The 17705-nt window shown below is 69.8% G+C and carries 14 protein-coding genes; 11 read left to right on the plus strand and 3 right to left on the minus strand.

All coding sequences use genetic code 11. The annotated features are described in order from the left end of the window. From OL599_RS21320 to OL599_RS21330, 3 genes are all read left to right on the plus strand, one after another. Positions 1-1723 (plus strand): amidase family protein (locus OL599_RS21320; RefSeq protein WP_264716032.1); only part of this gene is annotated, 1723 nt, incomplete at its 5' end. Then, positions 1720-1857, plus strand: a complete 138-nt coding sequence (locus OL599_RS21325) for a hypothetical protein (protein WP_264716033.1) — start codon at positions 1720-1722, stop codon at positions 1855-1857. The genes OL599_RS21320 and OL599_RS21325, both read left to right, overlap by 4 nt. Positions 1858-2065: 208 nt before the next feature. Then, on the plus strand, positions 2066-2578 hold the full coding sequence (locus OL599_RS21330; RefSeq protein WP_264716034.1) for a BCAM0308 family protein: 513 nt from the start codon (positions 2066-2068) through the stop codon (positions 2576-2578). Between the two features lie 34 nt (positions 2579-2612). Here OL599_RS21330 and OL599_RS21335 read toward each other — a convergent pair whose 3' ends face one another. Beyond that, positions 2613-3326 carry a CBS domain-containing protein gene (locus tag OL599_RS21335; RefSeq protein WP_264716036.1) on the minus strand — a complete coding sequence of 238 codons (714 nt, stop codon included), beginning with the start codon at positions 3324-3326 and terminating at the stop codon, positions 2613-2615. A gap of 121 nt (positions 3327-3447) precedes the next feature. On the opposite strand from OL599_RS21335, the gene OL599_RS21340 reads away from it, so the two are divergent. Further along, positions 3448-4314: a universal stress protein gene (locus OL599_RS21340; protein ID WP_264716037.1), complete on the plus strand. Its 867-nt coding sequence runs from the start codon at positions 3448-3450 to the stop codon at positions 4312-4314. A 41-nt stretch (positions 4315-4355) separates the two neighbouring features. Beyond that, complete coding sequence (gene ftsH, locus OL599_RS21345; RefSeq protein ID WP_264716038.1) at positions 4356-6170, plus strand: ATP-dependent zinc metalloprotease FtsH; 1815 nt, start codon at positions 4356-4358, stop codon at positions 6168-6170. A 135-nt stretch (positions 6171-6305) separates the two neighbouring features. Here ftsH and OL599_RS21350 read toward each other — a convergent pair whose 3' ends face one another. Then, positions 6306-7658 (minus strand): Hint domain-containing protein, encoded by a 1353-nt coding sequence (locus OL599_RS21350; RefSeq protein WP_264716039.1) that lies wholly within the window; start codon positions 7656-7658, stop codon positions 6306-6308. A gap of 463 nt (positions 7659-8121) precedes the next feature. Beyond that, positions 8122-8991 (minus strand): alpha/beta fold hydrolase, encoded by an 870-nt coding sequence (locus tag OL599_RS21355; protein WP_264716040.1) that lies wholly within the window; start codon positions 8989-8991, stop codon positions 8122-8124. Positions 8992-9108: 117 nt separating this feature from the next. Here OL599_RS21355 and OL599_RS21360 point away from each other — a divergent pair, with 117 nt between their 5' ends. The 6 genes from OL599_RS21360 to OL599_RS21385 are packed head-to-tail and all read left to right on the plus strand — an operon-like array spanning position 9109 to position 17585. Beyond that, a complete protein-coding gene (locus OL599_RS21360) occupies positions 9109-10254 on the plus strand; it encodes an acyl-CoA dehydrogenase family protein (RefSeq protein ID WP_264716042.1) in 1146 nt (381 codons plus the stop codon). Continuing rightward, the gene (gene mmsB / locus OL599_RS21365) at positions 10251-11147 is read left to right on the plus strand and encodes a 3-hydroxyisobutyrate dehydrogenase (RefSeq protein WP_264716044.1); all 897 of its coding nucleotides are present in this window, start codon (positions 10251-10253) and stop codon (positions 11145-11147) included. The genes OL599_RS21360 and mmsB overlap by 4 nt, the downstream gene beginning before the upstream one ends. A 1-nt stretch (position 11148) precedes the next feature. Next, the gene (locus tag OL599_RS21370; RefSeq protein WP_264716045.1) at positions 11149-12831 is read left to right on the plus strand and encodes an AMP-binding protein; all 1683 of its coding nucleotides are present in this window, start codon (positions 11149-11151) and stop codon (positions 12829-12831) included. A gap of 4 nt (positions 12832-12835) precedes the next feature. Beyond that, positions 12836-14008 carry an isovaleryl-CoA dehydrogenase gene (locus tag OL599_RS21375; protein WP_264716046.1) on the plus strand — a complete coding sequence of 391 codons (1173 nt, stop codon included), beginning with the start codon at positions 12836-12838 and terminating at the stop codon, positions 14006-14008. Further along, positions 14008-15612 (plus strand): carboxyl transferase domain-containing protein, encoded by a 1605-nt coding sequence (locus OL599_RS21380; RefSeq protein WP_283949874.1) that lies wholly within the window; start codon positions 14008-14010, stop codon positions 15610-15612. Before OL599_RS21375 ends, OL599_RS21380 begins: the two co-directional genes overlap by 1 nt. Positions 15613-15617: 5 nt before the next feature. Continuing rightward, entirely contained in the window at positions 15618-17585 is a 1968-nt protein-coding gene (locus OL599_RS21385; RefSeq protein ID WP_264716048.1) for an acetyl/propionyl/methylcrotonyl-CoA carboxylase subunit alpha, read from the plus strand. The last annotated feature ends 120 nt before the right edge of the window (positions 17586-17705 follow it).

Raw genomic sequence — 17705 nt, forward strand, 5'->3', positions numbered from 1 at the left:
GCGGGCGCCGGTGCGGGCGATCCCGCTGCCGCCGCCGGTGCCGCCGCCGCCGCCCGAAGGCGCACCGCCACCCGCATCACCGCACGCAGAAGCCACGACGGAGACCCCGACCATGCCCAAGCCAGAGACCGCCCTGTGCGTCGAGAACGCGACGATCGCCGAGTTGCAGCAGGCGCTGGCGGAGGGCAGGACGACGGCGGCTGCGCTGGTGCGGGCCTATCTCGCGCGCATCGAGGCGTATGACCGCGCCGGGCCGCAGCTGAACGCGGTGCGCGAGGTGAACCCGGACGCGCTGGCGATCGCGGAGAAGATCGATGCGGCGCCGGCACGCGGCAAGCAGCCGCCGCTGCAGGGCATTCCGATCCTGGTCAAGGACAACATCGCCACCGCCGACAACCAGCACACCACGGCGGGCTCGCTGGCGCTGGCGGATGCGTATGCGAAACGGGATGCCACCGTGGTGGCGAAGCTGCGCCGCGCCGGCGCGGTGATCCTGGGCAAGGCGAACCTGACGGAGTTCGCCAATATCCTCGCGGTGGGCATGCCGTCCGGCTATTCATCGCTGGGCGGGCAGGTGCGCAACGCCTATGCGCCGGCGCTGGACGACAAGGGCGTGCCGGTCGTGCCGCCGGGCGGGTCCAGCGCCGGGTCGGCGGTGGCGGTGGCGGCGGGGTTCGCGGCGGCGTCGATCGGCACGGAGACGTCGGGCTCGCTGCTGTCGCCGGCGAACCAGAACGGGCTGGTGACGGTGAAGCCGACGGTGGGGCTGATCAGCCGCGCCGGCATCATCCCCATCGCCGCCAGCCAGGACACCGCCGGGCCGATGACGCGCACGGTGCGCGACGCCGCCCTGTTGCTGGGCGTGCTGGCCGGGCCGGACCCGCTGGACCCGGCGACGGCGCACGCCCCGAAGGCGCCCGACTACCTCAAGGCGCTGGACAAGGACGGGCTGAAGGGCGCGCGCATCGGGGTGCCGAGCAATCCGGCCGATCCCGGCAACGACGTCTATTACCGCCCGCTGCCGCCGGCCGCGGCTGCCGTGATGCAGGCGGCGATCACGGTGCTGGAGGCGCAAGGTGCGGTGATCGTGCGCGAGAACATCCCGACCGAGGGCTGGATCGGCGGGCCCGGCACCGAGATGGCGATCCTGAACCGCAACCCCGAGAGCCCGACGAAAGACCAGGTGGCTCGGCTGCCGATCGTGTTCGTGTACGAGTTGAAGCACGACATGAACCAGTACCTGCGCGACTGGGCGAAGGGGACGAAGATGCGCACGCTGGGCGACATCATCGCCTTCAACGCGGAACATGCCGACACCGCGCTGCGCTTCGGCCAGGACATCTTCCTGGCGGCCGAGAGTACGCGCGGCGACCTGAAAGACCCGGAATACCTCTCTGCCCGGCAGATGGATCTGCGCGCGGCGCGCACGCGCGGGCTGGATGCATACATGGAAGAGAACCGGCTGGACGCGGTGCTGTTCCCCGGCAATGCCGGGGCGGCGATCGCGGCGAAGGCGGGCTATCCCAGCGTGCAGGTGCCGGCGGGGTTCGTCTCCGGCATCGGCGAGCAGGCGACGCCGGAGTATCCCATCGGCGCGACGTTCACCGGCCGGGCCTGGAGCGAGGCGACGCTGCTGCGGCTTGCCTATGCGTTCGAGCAGGCGACGCTGGCGCGACGGATGCCGCCGGGCGTGCCGGCGCTTGCGGAGAGCTGCGGGCGTTGACCCATGCCAATGCCGACCGCCACACGCGCCGGCAGGTCAGATTCGGGCGTGGCCCGGCGGCTTTCCGCCCGCCGCACGGCATGGTCAGGACGGTCTACGGCATTCTGCGGGCCGAGGAAGCCGAGGACTCCTGAGCGGTGTGGCGGCAGTGGCGTGCCGCCCCGGCCGGAAGTCCGTCTTCACGTCGAATGCCCGCGCCGCCGCGGCGCGCGCTTCCTTGACCCAGATCAAGGCCGGCGCCGCCGATCGCTGCGATGGTGGCGACCGGCCGTGGGTTCCTCGGTTGGCCCGTTCCATCGGGGCGCGGAACCGGGGCGGCAGCAGATGCAGCAGGTGTGTGCCATGACAGTGCCCGCCACGCCCTTCGGTTCCGCGACAGGCCCCCGCCGCTGGGGGCGCGCGCAGGATCGCAGCGTCACCGATCCGTACAAGCGTACGAAGAAGCTGCACGAGCCCACGGTCTGCCCGCAATGCGGGGCGGTGTATCACGAAGGGCGCTGGCAATGGCGCGAACGGCCCGCCGGCGCGCATGAAGAGCTCTGCCAGGCATGCCACCGTATCAACGACGCCTTCCCGGCCGGCGTGGTGACGCTGACCGGCCGGTTCGTGGACGCGCACCGGGACGCGCTTCTGCACGTCATCCGGCGCCAGGAGGAGTTGGAGAAGCCTGAACACCCGTTCAACCGCATCATGAATATCGAGGAAGCGCCGGAGCGGGTCGTCGTCACCACGACGGATATCCATCTGCCGCACCGGATCGGCCGGGCGCTGGACAGTGCCTTCGGCGGCGAACTCGATTTCCAGTACGACGAGGATGGGTATTTCCTGCGCGTCGACTGGCGCCGCGACGACTGAACCCGCCGACCCTCCCTGACCTTCCGCCCGGCGATCAGCCCACGAAGCTGCCGGGGAACAGGGGATATGGCTCCTCGGACAGGACGATCATGTGGTTCTTCACCGCGCGCACGCCGGGGACGCCTTCGGCCGCGAGTTGCAGTGCGCGCAGTTCCTCCGATGTCGTCACCAGGCCCCAGAGGTGAACCACGCCGTCGGTGACCACCACGCTGTTCTCGGCGCGGCGGCTCCAGGGCTGGCGCGCCAGCTCGCCCAGCAGCACCTCGCGGATCTTGCCGTCGTCGACGTTGCCGGATTTCGGTTCAGGCGCCGTGGAGGCGAAGGCGCGCAGCAGGTTGGAGCGGCTGACGATGCCCACCAGCCGGTCGGCATCGACCACCGGCACGCGCTTGATGTGCTTCTGCTCCATCAGGTCGGCGATCTCCGCCAGGGGGGTGGCGCGGTCGGCGCAGACCACGGCGCGAGTCATCACGTCGCGCGCCAGGGTGCCGTGCGTGCGCACATATTCCTCTGCCAGCGTCGCCGTGCCGGTAAAGAACTCCAGCCATGCGCCACGGCGTTTCTGCGTGCCCAGCTCTGCGCGGCGCAGCAGGTCGCCTTCGCTGATCAGCCCGACCACCCGGCCGGCGTCGTCGACCACCGGAACGCCGCTGATGCCGCGCGCCAGCAGCAGTTTCACGACCTGCAGGACCGGGGTCTCCGGCCCGACGGTCACGACATCCGTGGTCATCACGTCGCCCGCATTCATGGCACTCTCCACTTCGTTGGCTTGTTCGCAACAAGAACGTCTGTCAGCGTACGGGGCATTGATCCAGATCAGTCTGCCTTGCCCGGGTCCGGCGTAAGGTCTTCGCCGAAGGAGAAATTGGATGTTCAAGCACGTACTCGTACCGGCCACTGGGGCCGACAGCGACAAGGCGGTCTTCGAGACGGCGCTGTTGGCGGCCAGGCCGTTCGGGGCGCATCTGGAGTTCCTGCACGTGCGCGTCGATGTCACCGACGTGGTGGTGGCGATGACCGCCGGCGGCATCGGCGGCGGTGGCGCGATCCAGAGTGTAATCGACCGGCTGGAGGCGGAGAACAAGGCCCTGGAGCAGAAAGCCTGGCAGGCTTTCTCCAGCTTCTGCGCGGAAGCCGGAATCGCGACCGGCGGATCGGCCCCGGGAACCGGCCTGTGCGCCGATCTGGTGGTGGAGACCGGCAACGAGGCGCAGTGGCTGGCCGAGTATGGCCGCTTCGCGGACCTTGTGGTGGTCGGGCGCACGCGCAACGGCGAGGACGTGGCCCTGGACGTGCTGGAGGCCGCCCTGATGGACACCGGCAAGCCGCTGCTGATCGCGGCCGCTCAGGCGCAGGCGGCGTTGCCGGGCACGGTGGCCATCGCCTGGAAGGACTCGCCCGAGGCGGCGCGCGCGGTCAGCGCGGCCATGCCGATGATCGAAGCCGCCGAGCGCGTGGTGATCATTTCGGTGGAGGAGGACGAGCAGACGAAGGAGGAGACCAGCGAGCGCCTGCAGCGCGCCCTGCGCTGGCACAACGCCAACACCTCGGTGCAGCATCTGGCCCGCAACGGGCGGCCGGCCGTCGAGGTGCTGCTGGGGGCGGCCGCCGGCGTGGGCGCCAACCTGCTGGTGATGGGCGGCTACAGCCACAGCCGGCTGCGCGAAGTGGTTTTCGGCGGCTTCACCCAGCGCATCCTGCGCGGGGCGGACCTGCCGGTGCTGATGGCGCACTGAGACTGACCTTGCCCTGACGCCTGTGGCACAGTGACGCCGCCATGACCAAACTGCCGCTGATCCAGATCGGCTGGGCGATCGCGCTGGCGCTGGTGTTGCTGAGCCTGTTGAACCAGGGCGGCGGCGGCAACGAGCCGATTCCCTACAGCCGGTTCCAGCAATTGCTGGACGACGGGCGGGTGGCCAAGGTGACGGTTGCCGGCGACACCATCCGCGGCGAGTACAAGGAGAAGCAGGCGGACGGCACCACCGGCTTCACCACGCAGCGCGTGCCGGCGGACTTGGCGGGCCAGCTCGCCAAGACCGGGGTCGAGTTCGCCGCCGTGCCGGCCACCGGCCCGCTGGGCACGCTGCTCGGCTGGGTGCTGCCGCCGCTGCTGTTCGTGGGCGTGTGGCTGGGGGCCTCGTATTTCATGTCCGGCGGACGCGGGGGGTTCGGCGGCGGCCTGCTGTCGGTCGGCCGCAGCCGGGCCAAGCTGGTCGCGGAAACCGACGTGAAGGTCAGCTTCGACGATGTCGCCGGCGTGGACGAGGCGAAGGAGGAGCTGCACGAGATCGTCGAGTTCCTCAAGAAGCCGCAAGAGTTCGGCCGCCTCGGCGCGCATATCCCGCGCGGCATCCTGCTGGTGGGCCCGCCCGGCACCGGCAAGACGCTGCTGGCCCGCGCCGTGGCGGGCGAGGCCGGGGTGCCGTTCTTCTCCACCAACGGCGCCGAGTTCGTGGAGATGTTCGTGGGTGTGGGCGCGGCGCGCGTGCGCGACCTGTTCGAGCAGGCGCGCAAGCTCGCCCCGTGCATCATCTTCATCGACGAGCTGGACGCGCTCGGCCGCGCCCGCGGCGCCTCGCCGATCACCGGCCAGGACGAGAAGGAGCAGACGCTGAACCAGCTGCTGGCGGAGATGGACGGGTTCGACCGGTCGGTTGCCATCGTCATCCTCGCCGCCACCAACCGGCCGGAGATCCTCGACCCCGCCTTGCTGCGGGCCGGACGGTTCGACCGCCAGGTGCTGGTGGACCGGCCGGAGAAGAAGGGGCGTGTGCAGATCCTGAGGGTGCACCTGAAGAACCTGAAGCTGGCCCCCGATGTCGACCTGGACGCAATCGCGGCGCTGACGCCCGGCTTTACCGGGGCCGACCTGGCCAACCTCGCCAACGAGGCGGCGGTGCGGGCCACGCGGCGCGGCGCCGATGCCATCGCCATGGAGGATTTTGCCGAGGCGGTGGAGCGGATCGTGGCCGGGCTGGAGAAGCGCTCGCGCGTGCTGATCCCGCGCGAGCGGCGGATTGTTGCGTTTCATGAAATGGGCCATGCGCTGGTCGCCATGGCGATTCCCGGCACCGACCCGGTGCAGAAGATCTCGATCATTCCGCGCGGCATTGCCGCTTTGGGCTACACCATGCAACACCCCACCGAGGACCGGTTCCTGATGGGACAGCACGAGCTGGAGGCGCGCATGGCGGTGCTCATGGGCGGCCGGGCGGCGGAAACGCTGATCGGGCCGGACGTGTCCACCGGGGCGGCCGATGATCTGGCCAAGGCCACCGACATCGCCCGCGGCATGGTGCTGCGCTTCGGCATGGACCCGAAGCTCGGCCCGGTCGCCTGGGACACCGAGCAGGGCCGGTTCCTGGATGAGCCCGGCGCGTTCTGGCGCCCGCGCCGGTTCAGCGACGCGACCTCGCACGAGATCGACGATGCGGTGCGCACGTTGCTGCAGCGCTCGCTGGAGCGGGCGCTGGCGATTCTGCGCGACAACCGCGCCGTGCTCGATTCGGGGGCGGAAACCCTGCTCGCGCGCGAATCGCTGGCGGGCGACGAGATCCCGCGGCCGAAGCCGGAGCGGCCGGCCGGGTGAGGGGGGCCTTCCCGGATGCCGGGCGCGTCCGGGTTGTGCGGAGTGGCCAGAAAAGCTTGCGCCGCCCGGCGGGACCGGGCGGCGCAAACAGTGTCCGGTATCCGGTCCGGGAGCCCGAAGGCTCCCGGCCGGGGATCAGGAGGCCAGGGCGGCGGTACGGGCGACCGGCAGCCGGGCGCCGTCGGCGACGCGGCGGACCTCGACCTGGTCGATGCTGACCACCGAGGCCGGCAGCGCCACCGAATAGGCGCAGCGGCCGCCGGCGAGGCCGGCATGGTCGAGGTCAGTGCGGTAGCGGTTGGCCAGCACGCGGGCGACCGTCTCGCCATCCACCAGGACATCGAGCTCCACCGGAACCGACGGGGTGGCGGTGTCGAGCACCCAGCCTTCCAGCGTGCCGTCCGCGAGCCGCTCCACATGGCCCTGCAGGGGGCCGTGGGCGGCGGCGAAGGTGGCGATGCCGGCGCGGGCGGCCAGGCGGCGGCGCACCGCCTCAAGCTGGTAGCCTTCCTCGACGCGCGGGGCCGAGAAGCCGCGCGGCGCTTCGTCGGCGCCGAACATGTCGTAGTACTCGTCGGCGTTGTCGAACATCAGGCGGCTGTTGTCGTCCACGAAGGTTTCGGCCGGCGCGCCTTCGGCGAAGACCACGTCATGCGCATCGAGCTCGATATGCACGTAGCTGACCGGGGCCAGGTCATCGTTGCGCAGGACGGTGACGCCGTTGATCAGCGCGGCGGCGGGGATGAACACGTCGTCGATGAACATCGCGTGCATGGGCGAGACGACGAGGTCGCGATGCGGCATGCCCTCGGCCAGCGCGTCCTTGCGGATGGTGACCGGGCGCAGGTGCTGGTGGGCGGCGACCTGGGCGGCCGTGTAGGTGCGGCGGCCGATCCACTTGATCGGCTTGGCAACGCCGCTGCTGGTGGCGACCAGATCGCCGATCCGCAGGGCCTCGACCGCAACCTCGCCGGCCGGCGTGGCGATGCGGGTTCCGGTGGCGTAGCAGGCGACGCCCGTGTTCTCGAAGTACTGGGTCCAGGCTGTGGCGCCCCCCGCCGTCGTGTCGGTGAGGGTGAACGTGATCGCAAACGAGTCGGGAGCCCCTGCCGGCGCGTACAGATTCAGGTTCTGGAATATCGTCGTGAGGGAGTCCGCCCCAGTCCCCGTGAAATTGGCAGCCAGGTGGTTGTCTGCATCTGCAACCGTGCTGCCGCCATATTGCAGCTCTTCGGCGCCCAGATTCCCGCCTACGTACTGAAATTCAATGTGCAGCGACCACGAGTTCGTGCCGGCTGCCGACACAATCTGCGGCCCGGTCGGATTGCCATTGGCGTCGGTGCCGGCGCTCCAGTTCCACACGAAATCATCATCGAAGCCGAAGTTGCCGGCGAAGCCACCGGTGCGGCTGCTGTTGTACAAGCCCAGGTCGGTAGAACTGTTGTCGAAGCCGCTGACCGTCAGGTCGCCCGCAGTAAAAGTCGCCATCTCATTTCACCTTCGCTTCAGACGTCCAAGGTTCAGGTCCGCCGGCGTGGCCGGAGCGACCCCACGGTTCCGCACGTTCCAGGGTCCCGCCGGCCGAACTCGGCCATCGGGACCGCGAAGGCATTCCCGACGGCCGGCGCATGGCCGGTGGCATGCACCCAGATCCTTACGGAACTGTATTCTGTCTCATTGCTATCGCATTCATCCAATCTTTACAACTCTCACGTAACCGTGAGTCCGATCACCTTTTTATCATACAGGCGGGATTAACCGCTGGCGAAACGGTTCGTATAAGTCCCTGACAAGTCGATACGGATGGCCGCCCGGCGTGCAGCGCCGCTGCCGGCGAACGTCACACCTGGTCATGATTGTTTCCCGCCGCTCGATTCGCTGTATCGCGCCGCGCCACGGCGCGTGGTGATCACGTCAGTAGACGGTGCTCAACAATCGAGACGAGCCATCCCTACCGGGTGTTGTAGACGATGAACCCCGCGATCGCGTCCAGCAGCGCCTGCGGCTCGTCGCCGCGGATGGAGTGGCTGCTCTCCTCGAAGATGCGCAGGTCGGACCCGGGGATCAGCCGATGGATCTCCTCGGAGAACTCGGGCGGGCAGATCCAGTCGTGGCGGCCCGCCAGGATCAGGGTCGGCGCTGTGATGGCGGACAGCTCCGGCCGCAGGTCGAAGCTCTGCAGGAAGCCGCCGGGGGCAAAGGCTCGGTTCAGCGCCTCCGGGGTCAGGCTGCCGCGCGCGCGGCTGGCGGCGGCGGCCACCGGGTCGAACTTGCGCGAATACAGCGGCCCCATCACGTCGTAATAGCGGCGCAGCTTCTCCACCGTATCGAGCTCGCCGGCCCAGAGCTGGTCGCACACCGACTTCTGCTCCGGCGTGCCGCGCTCGGCCACGATCTGGCGGGCGCGGGCATTGAACCCCGCATGCGCGGCGGTCACGATCAGCACCAGATGCGACACCGAGGCCGGATAGCGCGCGGCATAGGCCATCGCCACCATGCCGCCATAGCTGGTGCCGATGGTCACCACCGGCCCCAGGCCGAGATGGCGGCGCAGCGCCTCCAGGTCCTCGACATTCTCGTCCAGCGTATAGGTCGCCGGGTCGCCCTTGGCCGAACGGCCCTGGCCGCGATGGTCGACATAGACAAGCTGCATCTTCTCGGCGAGCGGGCTCATCCCCGGCTTGAAGCCGGTGTGGTCGCCACCGGGGCCGCCATGCAGGACGAAAGCCGGCGGCTTCTCGCGCATCCGCGTGCCGTTGGGCACCAGGCCGGCGCCCTCGATGTCGAAATAGATCTCGGTGTCACGGATGCGGGCGCGCATGGGGGCTCCTGTCAGGGGATCGGCGATGGTCGCGAGGGCGAAGCGGCCGGGCTGGCCGCTTGACGCCGTCCCGTCTTCCCACCCAAGACTAGGGTCAGGCAAGGGAGGGGAAGCGCGATGGACTTCAACCTGACCGAGGACCAGCGTGCCTTCCAGGACACCGCGCGTGGCTTCGCCCGGGAAAAGCTGCTGCCCCATGCCGGACGCTGGGACGAGGAGCGGCATTTCCCCGCCGCCGCGCTGCGCGAGGCCGCCGCCCTCGGCTTCGCCGGGATCTATGTGGACGAGGCGCATGGCGGCACCGGCCTGACCCGGCTCGACGCCGCCCTGATCTTCGAGGAGCTGGCCTATGCCGACCCCTCGACCGCCGCCTTCCTGACCATCCACAACATGGTCGCCGGCATGGTGGCCCGCTTCGGCAACGACGAGCAGCGCGCGCGCTTCCTGCCGAAGATCCTCACCGCCGAGCATTTCGTGAGCTACTGCCTGACCGAGCCGGGCTCGGGCTCGGACGCGGCGGCGCTGGCGACCCGGGCCGAGCCGGTGGGCAACGCCCAGTACAAGGTGAACGGCACCAAGGCGTTCATTTCCGGCGGCGGCATCTCCGACCTGTACGTGACAATGCTGCGCACCGGCGACGACAGTCCGCGCGGCATCTCCTGCGTGGTGATCGAGAAGGACACCCCCGGGCTCGCCTTCGGCAAGCCGGAACGCAAGCTGGGCTGGAACAGCCAGCCGACCAGCCTGGTGACCTTCGCTGATTGCCTGGTGCCGGTGGCCAACCGCCTGGGCGACGAAGGCGAGGGGTTCCGCTTCGCGATGATGGGGCTCGACGGCGGGCGCATCAACATCGCCGCCTGCTCGCTGGGCGGCGCGCAGGCCTGCCTGGATGCGGCCCTGGCTTATGTGAAGGAGCGCCGCGCTTTCGGCCGCAAGCTCGCCGATTTCCAGGCGCTGCAGTTCAAGCTCGCCGACATGGCGACCGAGCTCGATGCCGCGCGGCTGATGGTGCACCGCGCCGCGGCTTCCCTCGATGCCGGCGCGCTCGACGCCATCAAGCACTGCGCCATGGCCAAGCGCTACGCCACCGACGTCTGCTTCCGCATCTGCGACGAGGCCCTGCAGCTGCATGGCGGCTACGGCTACATCAAGGACTACCAGATCGAGCGCTACCTGCGCGACCTGCGCGTGCACCGCATCCTGGAAGGGACGAACGAGATCATGCGCGTGATCATCGCCCGCAAACTGCTGGAGGCTGCATGAACATCTCCTTCATTGGCCTCGGCAACATGGGCCTGCCGATGGCGGCCAACCTGCTGAAGGCCGGCCATGACGTGCTCGGCTTCGATCTGGTGCCGGCGGCCCTGCAGGCGCATGCCAAGGCGGGCGGGCGCGTCGCCGCGTCGGTGGCCGAGGCCGTGCGCGCCGCCGACATCGTCATCACCATGCTGCCGGCCGGAAAGCATGTGGCCGAAGTGGTCCTGGACGGCATCCTGCCCAACGCCACCGACACGCCGCTGCTGATCGACAGTTCCACCATCGACGTGGAGACCGCCCGCCGCGTCGCTGCCGCGGCCGCGAAGGCCGGGCTCGACATGCTCGACGCCCCGGTGTCCGGCGGCGTCGGCGGCGCCACCGCGGGCACGCTGACGTTCATGGTCGGCGGTCCCGACGCCGCCTTCGCCCGCGCGCTGCCGGTGCTGCAGGCGATGGGCCGGAACATCGTGCATACCGGCCCGGCCGGCGCCGGGCAGGCGGCGAAGATCTGCAACAACATGATCCTGGGCATCTCCATGCTCGGCGTGTCCGAAGCCTTCGTGCTGGCCGACAAGCTGGGGCTCGACCGCGCCAAGCTGTTCCAGGTCAGTTCCACCTCCTCCGGCCAGTGCTGGGCGCTGACCAGCTATTGCCCGGTGCCGGGGCCGGTGCCGGCCTCGCCCGCGAACCGCGCCTACGCCGCCGGCTTCGCCGCCGCCCTGATGCTGAAGGATCTGCAATTGTCGCAGGCAGCCGCGGAGGCGGTGGGGGCGGCGACCCCGCTCGGCGCGCACGCGGCACGGCTGTACCAGGCGGTCGCCGAGGCCGGCGAGTCCGGGCGCGATTTCTCGGTGGTGTTCCCGTGGCTATCCGGGCTGTCGCGCAAGGAGGCGGTCTGACATGGCGCGGGACTTCAAGGCGGCGCGCGACTTCCTGCTCGCGCACCGCACCGACTACGCTTCCGCGTATGCGCAGTTCCGCTGGCCCGAGCTTGGGGCGTTCAACTGGGCGCTCGACTGGTTCGACGCGGAGCTGGCGCGCGGGGAGTTGCGTGACAGGCCGGCTTTGCGCATCATCGGGAATGGGTCAGCAACACTGACCTTCGGTGAGCTTTCGGTACGTTCCAACCGGGTGGCCAACGGGCTGCGTGCATTGGGCGTGAAGCGGGGGGACCGCATCCTGCTCATGCTCGGCAACGTGGCGCCGCTGTGGGAGGTGACGCTGGCCGCGATGAAGCTGGGTGCGGTGGTGGTGCCGGCAACGACGCTGCTGACGGCGGACGACCTGAACGAGCGGGTGGGCCGCGCCCGCGTGCGCTTCACTGTCGCCGCGTCCGAGGATGCCGGCAAGCTCGCCGCCCTGCCGCAGGGCGTCACCCGCATCACCGTCGGCGGCGCGCCGGCGGGCTGCGTCGATTATGCCACGCTGCTGCTGGGCGAGGCCGGCTTCGTGCCGGACGGCAGGACCGATCCGGACGACCCGATGCTGCTGTATTTCACCTCCGGCACCACCGCCAGGCCGAAGCTGGTGCTGCACAGCCACCGCTCCTATCCCGTCGGCCATCTCTCGACGATGTACTGGCTGGGGCTGCTGCCCGGCGACGTGCATCTGAACGTGTCCTCGCCCGGCTGGGCCAAGCATGCCTGGAGCTGCTTCTTCGCCCCCTGGAACGCCGGCGCCACCGTGTTCATCGCCAACCAGCCCCGCTTCAACGCGGGCGGCCTGCTCGACGCCATCGCGCAGAACGGCGTCACCACGCTGTGCGCCCCGCCCACGGTGTGGCGCATGTTCATCCAGGAGGACCTGAAAACCTGGAAGACGGCGCTGCGCGAGGTCACCGGCGCCGGCGAGCCGCTGAACCCCGAGGTGATCGACCAGGTGCGGGCGGCCTGGGGCCTGACCATCCGCGACGGCTACGGCCAGACCGAGACCACCGCGCAGATCGGCAATCCGCCGGGGCAGGCGGTGAAGCCGGGCTCGATGGGCCGGCCGCTGCCGGGCTACACGATCCGGCTGATCGACACCGACGACAAGGACGCCGACGAAGGGGCGGTGTGCATTCCGCTCGATCCGCGCCCGGCCGGGCTGATGCGCGGCTACCAGAACGACGACGGCAGCATCGCCGCCATCGGCGGCGCGGTGTACCGCACCGGCGACGTCGCCGCCCGCGATGCCGACGGCTACCTGACCTATGTCGGCCGTGGCGACGACATCTTCAAAGCCTCCGACTACCGCATCAGCCCGTTCGAGCTGGAGAGCGTGCTGATCGAGCATCCCGCGGTCGCGGAAGCGGCGGTGGTGCCGGCGCCCGATCCGCTGCGCCTGGCTGTGCCCAAGGCCTATGTGGCGCTGACCGCCGATGCCGAACCGTCGGCGGCGACGGCGCTATCCATCTTCGCGCATCTGCGCGCCCGCCTGTCGCCGTACAAGCGCGTTCGCCGCATCGAGTTCGCCGAGCTGCCGAAGACCATCTCCGGCAAGATCCGCCGGGTCGAGCTGCGCCGTGCCGAGGCGGCGCGCAGCGGGCGCGCCGAAGGCGAATACCGCGAGGACGACTTTCCCGAACTCACCGAACAGGGCTGATGCCATGGCCTCCAACACCGATTACGGCCTGAACTTCGATCTTGGCGAGGAGATCGACATGCTGCGCGACAGCGTGCGCCGCTTCGCCGATGCCGAGATCGCGCCGCGTGCCGCGGAGATCGACCGGATCAACGACTTTCCCGCCGATCTCTGGCGCAAGATGGGCGACCTGGGCGTGCTCGGCCTGACCGTCGAGGAGGACTATGGCGGCGCCGGCATGGGCTACCTGGCGCATTGCGTGGCCATGGAGGAGATCAGCCGCGCCTCCGCCTCCGTGGGGCTGTCCTACGGCGCGCATTCCAATCTTTGCGTCAACCAGATCCGCCGCAACGGCACCCCGGCGCAGAAGCAGGCCTATCTGCCGAAGCTGATCAGCGGCGCGCATGTCGGCGCGCTGGCGATGAGCGAGCCGGGGGCGGGCTCCGACGTCGTGTCCATGCGCCTGCGCGCGGACAGGCGCGGCGACCGCTACGTGCTGAACGGCACCAAGATGTGGATCACCAACGGCCCCGAGGCGAACGTGCTGGTGGTCTATGCCAAGACCGACCCGGAAGCCGGCGCGCGCGGCATCACCGCCTTCCTGGTGGAGAAGGGCTTTCCGGGATTCTCCTGCGCGCAGAAGCTGGACAAGCTGGGCATGCGCGGCTCCAACACCGGCGAACTGGTGTTCACCGATTGCGAGGTGCCCGCCGAGAACGTGCTGGGCGCCGTGGATGGCGGCGTGGCCGTATTGATGAGCGGGCTCGACTACGAGCGCGCGGTGCTGGCGGCGGGGCCGCTGGGAATCATGCAGGCCTGCATGGACGTGGTGCTGCCCTACGTGCACGAACGCCAGCAATTCGGCCAGCCGATCGGCGAGTTCCAGCTGATGCAAGGCAAGATCGCGGACATGTACACCACCATGAACGCGGCGAAATCCTATGTGTACGCCGTCGCGAAATCCTGCGACCGTGGCCAGACGACCCGCAAGGACGCGGCCGGCGCCATCCTGTACGCGGCCGAGAAGGCCACCTGGATGTCGCTGGAAGCGATCCAGGTGCTGGGCGGCAACGGCTACATCAACGACTATCCCACCGGCCGCCTGCTGCGCGACGCCAAGCTGTACGAGATCGGTGCCGGCACCAGCGAGATCCGGCGCATGCTGATCGGGCGCGAATTGTTCAAGGAAACCGCGTGATGCGGCTCGCCAGCGAGGCCGATCCGCGCTCGGCCGCCTTCCGCGCCAACGCCGCCGCAATGGCCGAGCTGGTGGCCGATCTGCGCGCGAAGGTCGGACGCACCGCGCAGGGCGGCGGCGAGGTGGCGCGCAAGCGGCATCTCGGGCGCGGCAAGCTGCTGCCGCGCGAGCGCATCGAGGCGCTTCTGGATCCGGGCACGCCGTTCCTGGAGCTTTCGCAACTCGCGGCGTATGGCATGTATGGCGACGAGGTGCCCGCGGCCGGCATCATCACCGGCATCGGCCGCGTCTCCGGCCGCGAATGCGTCATTGTGTGCAACGACGCCACGGTGAAAGGCGGCACCTACTACCCGATCACCGTGAAGAAGCATCTGCGCGCGCAGGAGATCGCCGCGCAGAACCGGCTGCCTTGCATCTACCTGGTGGATTCCGGCGGCGCCAACCTGCCGAACCAGGACGAGGTGTTCCCGGATCGCGACCATTTCGGCCGCATCTTCTTCAACCAGGCCAACATGTCCGCGGATGGCGTCGCGCAGATCGCGGTGGTCATGGGCTCCTGCACCGCCGGCGGCGCCTATGTCCCCGCGATGTCCGACGAGAGCATCATCGTGCGCGGCCAGGGCACCATCTTCCTGGCGGGCCCGCCGCTGGTGAAGGCGGCGACCGGCGAGGTGGTGAGCGCCGAGGATCTCGGCGGCGCCGACGTGCACAGCCGCACCTCCGGGGTCACCGACCATTACGCCGAGAACGACGCGCACGCGCTGGCTCTCGCGCGCCGCGCGGTCGCCGGCCTGAACGGCGTGAAGCGGCCGGCGGTGGCGCTGCAGGCGCCGCGGCCGCCGCGCTACGATCCCGCCGAGCTGTATGGCGTGGTGCCCGCCGACCGGCGCCGGCCGTATGACGTGCGCGAAGTGATCGCCCGCATCGTCGACGACAGCGAACTGGACGAGTTCAAGCGCCTGTACGGCACCACGGTGGTGACCGGCTTCGCCCATGTGTGGGGCTATCCCGTGGGGATCATCGCCAATAACGGCATCCTGTTCAGCGAGAGCGCGCAGAAGGCCGCGCATTTCATCGAGCTGTGCGCGCAGCGGGGCATTCCGCTGGTGTTCCTGCAGAACATCACCGGCTTCATGGTCGGGCGCAAATACGAAGCCGGCGGCATCGCCAAGGACGGCGCCAAGATGGTCACGGCGGTCGCCACCGCGCAGGTGCCGAAATTCACCGTCATCATCGGCGGCAGCTTCGGCGCCGGCAATTACGGCATGTGCGGCCGCGCCTACGATCCGCGTTTCCTGTGGATGTGGCCGAACGCGCGCATCAGCGTCATGGGCGGCGAGCAGGCCGCCAGCGTGCTGGCCACGGTGCGCCGCGACGGCATGGAGTCACGCGGCGAAACCTGGCCGGCGGAGGAGGAGGAAGCGTTCAAGCGCCCGATCCGCGCCCAGTACGAAAGCCAGGGGCACCCGTACTACGCCAGCGCGCGGCTGTGGGATGACGGCATCATCGACCCCGCGGATACGCGCCGTGTGCTTGCCCTCGGCCTGTCCGCCGCCCTGAACGCGCCGATACCGCCGACGCGCTTCGGCGTGTTCAGGATGTGACGGCCATGTTCACGAAGATCCTCATCGCCAACCGCGGCGAGATTGCCTGCCGCGTCATCCGCACTGCCCGCCGCCTCGGCATTTCCACTGTCGCCGTCTACTCGGACGCCGACGCCGACGCGCTGCACGTGGCCATGGCCGACGAAGCCTATCGCATCGGCCCCGCCGCGCCGCGCGACAGCTACCTCAACGTCGCCGCGATCCTGGAGGCCGCTCGCCGCTCCGGCGCGCAAGCGCTGCATCCCGGCTACGGCTTCCTGTCGGAGAACGCGGCCTTCGCCGAAGCCTGCGCCGCTTCCGGCGTGGTGTTCATCGGCCCGCCGCCTGCGGCCATCCGCGCCATGGGCGGCAAGTCCGAGGCCAAGGCGCTGATGGAGCGGGCGGGCGTGCCGCTGGTGCCCGGCTATCACGGCGCGGCACAGGATGACGCCACCCTGGTCGCCGCGGCCGCCCGCATCGGCTTCCCCGTGCTGATCAAGGCCTCGGCCGGCGGCGGCGGGAAGGGGATGCGCGTCGTCGAGGCCGAAGCCGATCTGTCCGCCGCGATCGCCGCGGCCAGGCGCGAGGCGCTGTCGTCCTTCGGCGACGACCGCGTGCTGATCGAACGCTATCTGACCCGCCCGCGCCACATCGAGATCCAGGTGTTTGCCGACACCCACGGCAACGCCGTCAGCCTGTTCGAGCGCGACTGCTCGATCCAGCGCCGCCACCAGAAGATCATCGAGGAAGCGCCGGCCCCCGGCATGACCGCCGCGATGCGTCGGGCCATGGGCGAGGCCGCCGTGGCCGCCACGAAGGCGGTCGGCTATGTCGGCGCCGGCACGGTGGAATTCATCGTGGAGGGCACCGATTTCCACTTCATGGAGATGAACACCCGCCTGCAAGTGGAGCATCCCGTCACCGAGGCGATCACCGGCCAGGACCTGGTGGAGTGGCAGTTCCGCGTCGCCGCCGGCGAGCGCCTGCCGAAGCTGCAGGACGCGTTGGCGATCGACGGCCACGCCGTCGAGGTGCGGCTCTATGCCGAGGACCCCGCCCGCGGCTTCCTGCCGTCGGTCGGCCGGCTGGTGCATCTGCGCCTGCCCGGGACTGCGCGCATCGAGTCCGGCGTGCGTGCCGGGGACCGCATCACGCCGGACTACGACCCCATGATCGCCAAGCTGATCGTGCACGGGCCGGACCGCGCCGCCGCCCTGCGCCTGTTGTCGGCGGCGCTGGCGGCCAGCGAGGTGGTGGGCGTGCAGACCAACCTCGCCTTGCTGTCCGCCATCGCCGCGCATCCGAGCTTCCGTGCCGCCGATTTCGACACCGGCTTCATCGCCCGCCACCCCGCCTTGCTGCCGCCGCCGGCCTCGCCGCCACCGCTCGCCATCGCCGCCGCGACGCTGGCCGTGCTGGACGCCCGCGCGCAGACGGCGCATGTCGAGACCGATCCGCACTCGCCCTGGTCGGCCACCGATTGCTGGCGGATGAACCTCGCGGGCGCGCAGACCGTGCACCTGCGCGCCGGCAGCGACACCTTCCGCATTCGCGCCCAGCCGCAGGCGGACGGCGCATGGCAACTGGACTGGGTGGAGGCGAGCCATGTCGCTGCCGCGCTTCCCGGCACGGTGCGGCTCGACGATGCCGTGCACCCCGCCACCGTGGTGCAGGACGATGGCCGCATCACCGTCGTCATTGCCGGCACGAACCATGCGTTCGACCGCGTCGATCCACTGCTGCCCCCCGAGGCCGAGGTCGCCGGGGGCGGGCGTGTCATGGCGCCGATCCCCGGCCGCGTCGCCAGCGTGCTGGTGAAGCCCGGCGACACCGTCACCCGCGGGCAGCCTTTGGTCGTGCTGGAAGCCATGAAGATGGAGCTGACCCTGACCTCGGCCATGGACGGGGCGGTGAAGGCCGTGCGCTGCGCTGTCGGCGACATGGTGCAGGAGGGGGTGGACCTGGTCGATTTCGTGCTGGAGCCCACGGAGTAGATGCCCAGGCGATGCCGCGCTGCAGCGCACGACAGAAGCTTGCGTGATGCCAGTTCGATCCTTTTATGGTCATACCGGACGTGTCTGCCGGACGATGCGAATGTGCTTATTTGCTGCGGG

It is taken from the genome of Limobrevibacterium gyesilva, from assembly GCF_025989185.1.
In the GTDB taxonomy this organism is placed as follows: Bacteria; Pseudomonadota; Alphaproteobacteria; order Acetobacterales; family Acetobacteraceae; genus Limobrevibacterium; species Limobrevibacterium gyesilva.

Bases quoted from the DNA above. Each gene is read 5' to 3' on its own strand.
- OL599_RS21330 (WP_264716034.1), top strand. From the start codon at position 2,066: ATGACAGTGCCCGCCACGCCCTTCGGTTCCGCGACAGGCCCCCGCCGC.
- OL599_RS21335 (WP_264716036.1), bottom strand. From the start codon at position 3,326: ATGAATGCGGGCGACGTGATGACCACGGATGTCGTGACCGTCGGGCCG.
- OL599_RS21340 (WP_264716037.1), top strand. From the start codon at position 3,448: ATGTTCAAGCACGTACTCGTACCGGCCACTGGGGCCGACAGCGACAAG.
- ftsH (WP_264716038.1), top strand. From the start codon at position 4,356: ATGACCAAACTGCCGCTGATCCAGATCGGCTGGGCGATCGCGCTGGCG.
- OL599_RS21350 (WP_264716039.1), bottom strand. From the start codon at position 7,658: ATGGCGACTTTTACTGCGGGCGACCTGACGGTCAGCGGCTTCGACAAC.
- OL599_RS21355 (WP_264716040.1), bottom strand. From the start codon at position 8,991: ATGCGCGCCCGCATCCGTGACACCGAGATCTATTTCGACATCGAGGGC.
- OL599_RS21360 (WP_264716042.1), top strand. From the start codon at position 9,109: ATGGACTTCAACCTGACCGAGGACCAGCGTGCCTTCCAGGACACCGCG.
- mmsB (WP_264716044.1), top strand. From the start codon at position 10,251: ATGAACATCTCCTTCATTGGCCTCGGCAACATGGGCCTGCCGATGGCG.
- OL599_RS21370 (WP_264716045.1), top strand. From the start codon at position 11,149: ATGGCGCGGGACTTCAAGGCGGCGCGCGACTTCCTGCTCGCGCACCGC.
- OL599_RS21375 (WP_264716046.1), top strand. From the start codon at position 12,836: ATGGCCTCCAACACCGATTACGGCCTGAACTTCGATCTTGGCGAGGAG.
- OL599_RS21380 (WP_283949874.1), top strand. From the start codon at position 14,008: ATGCGGCTCGCCAGCGAGGCCGATCCGCGCTCGGCCGCCTTCCGCGCC.
- OL599_RS21385 (WP_264716048.1), top strand. From the start codon at position 15,618: ATGTTCACGAAGATCCTCATCGCCAACCGCGGCGAGATTGCCTGCCGC.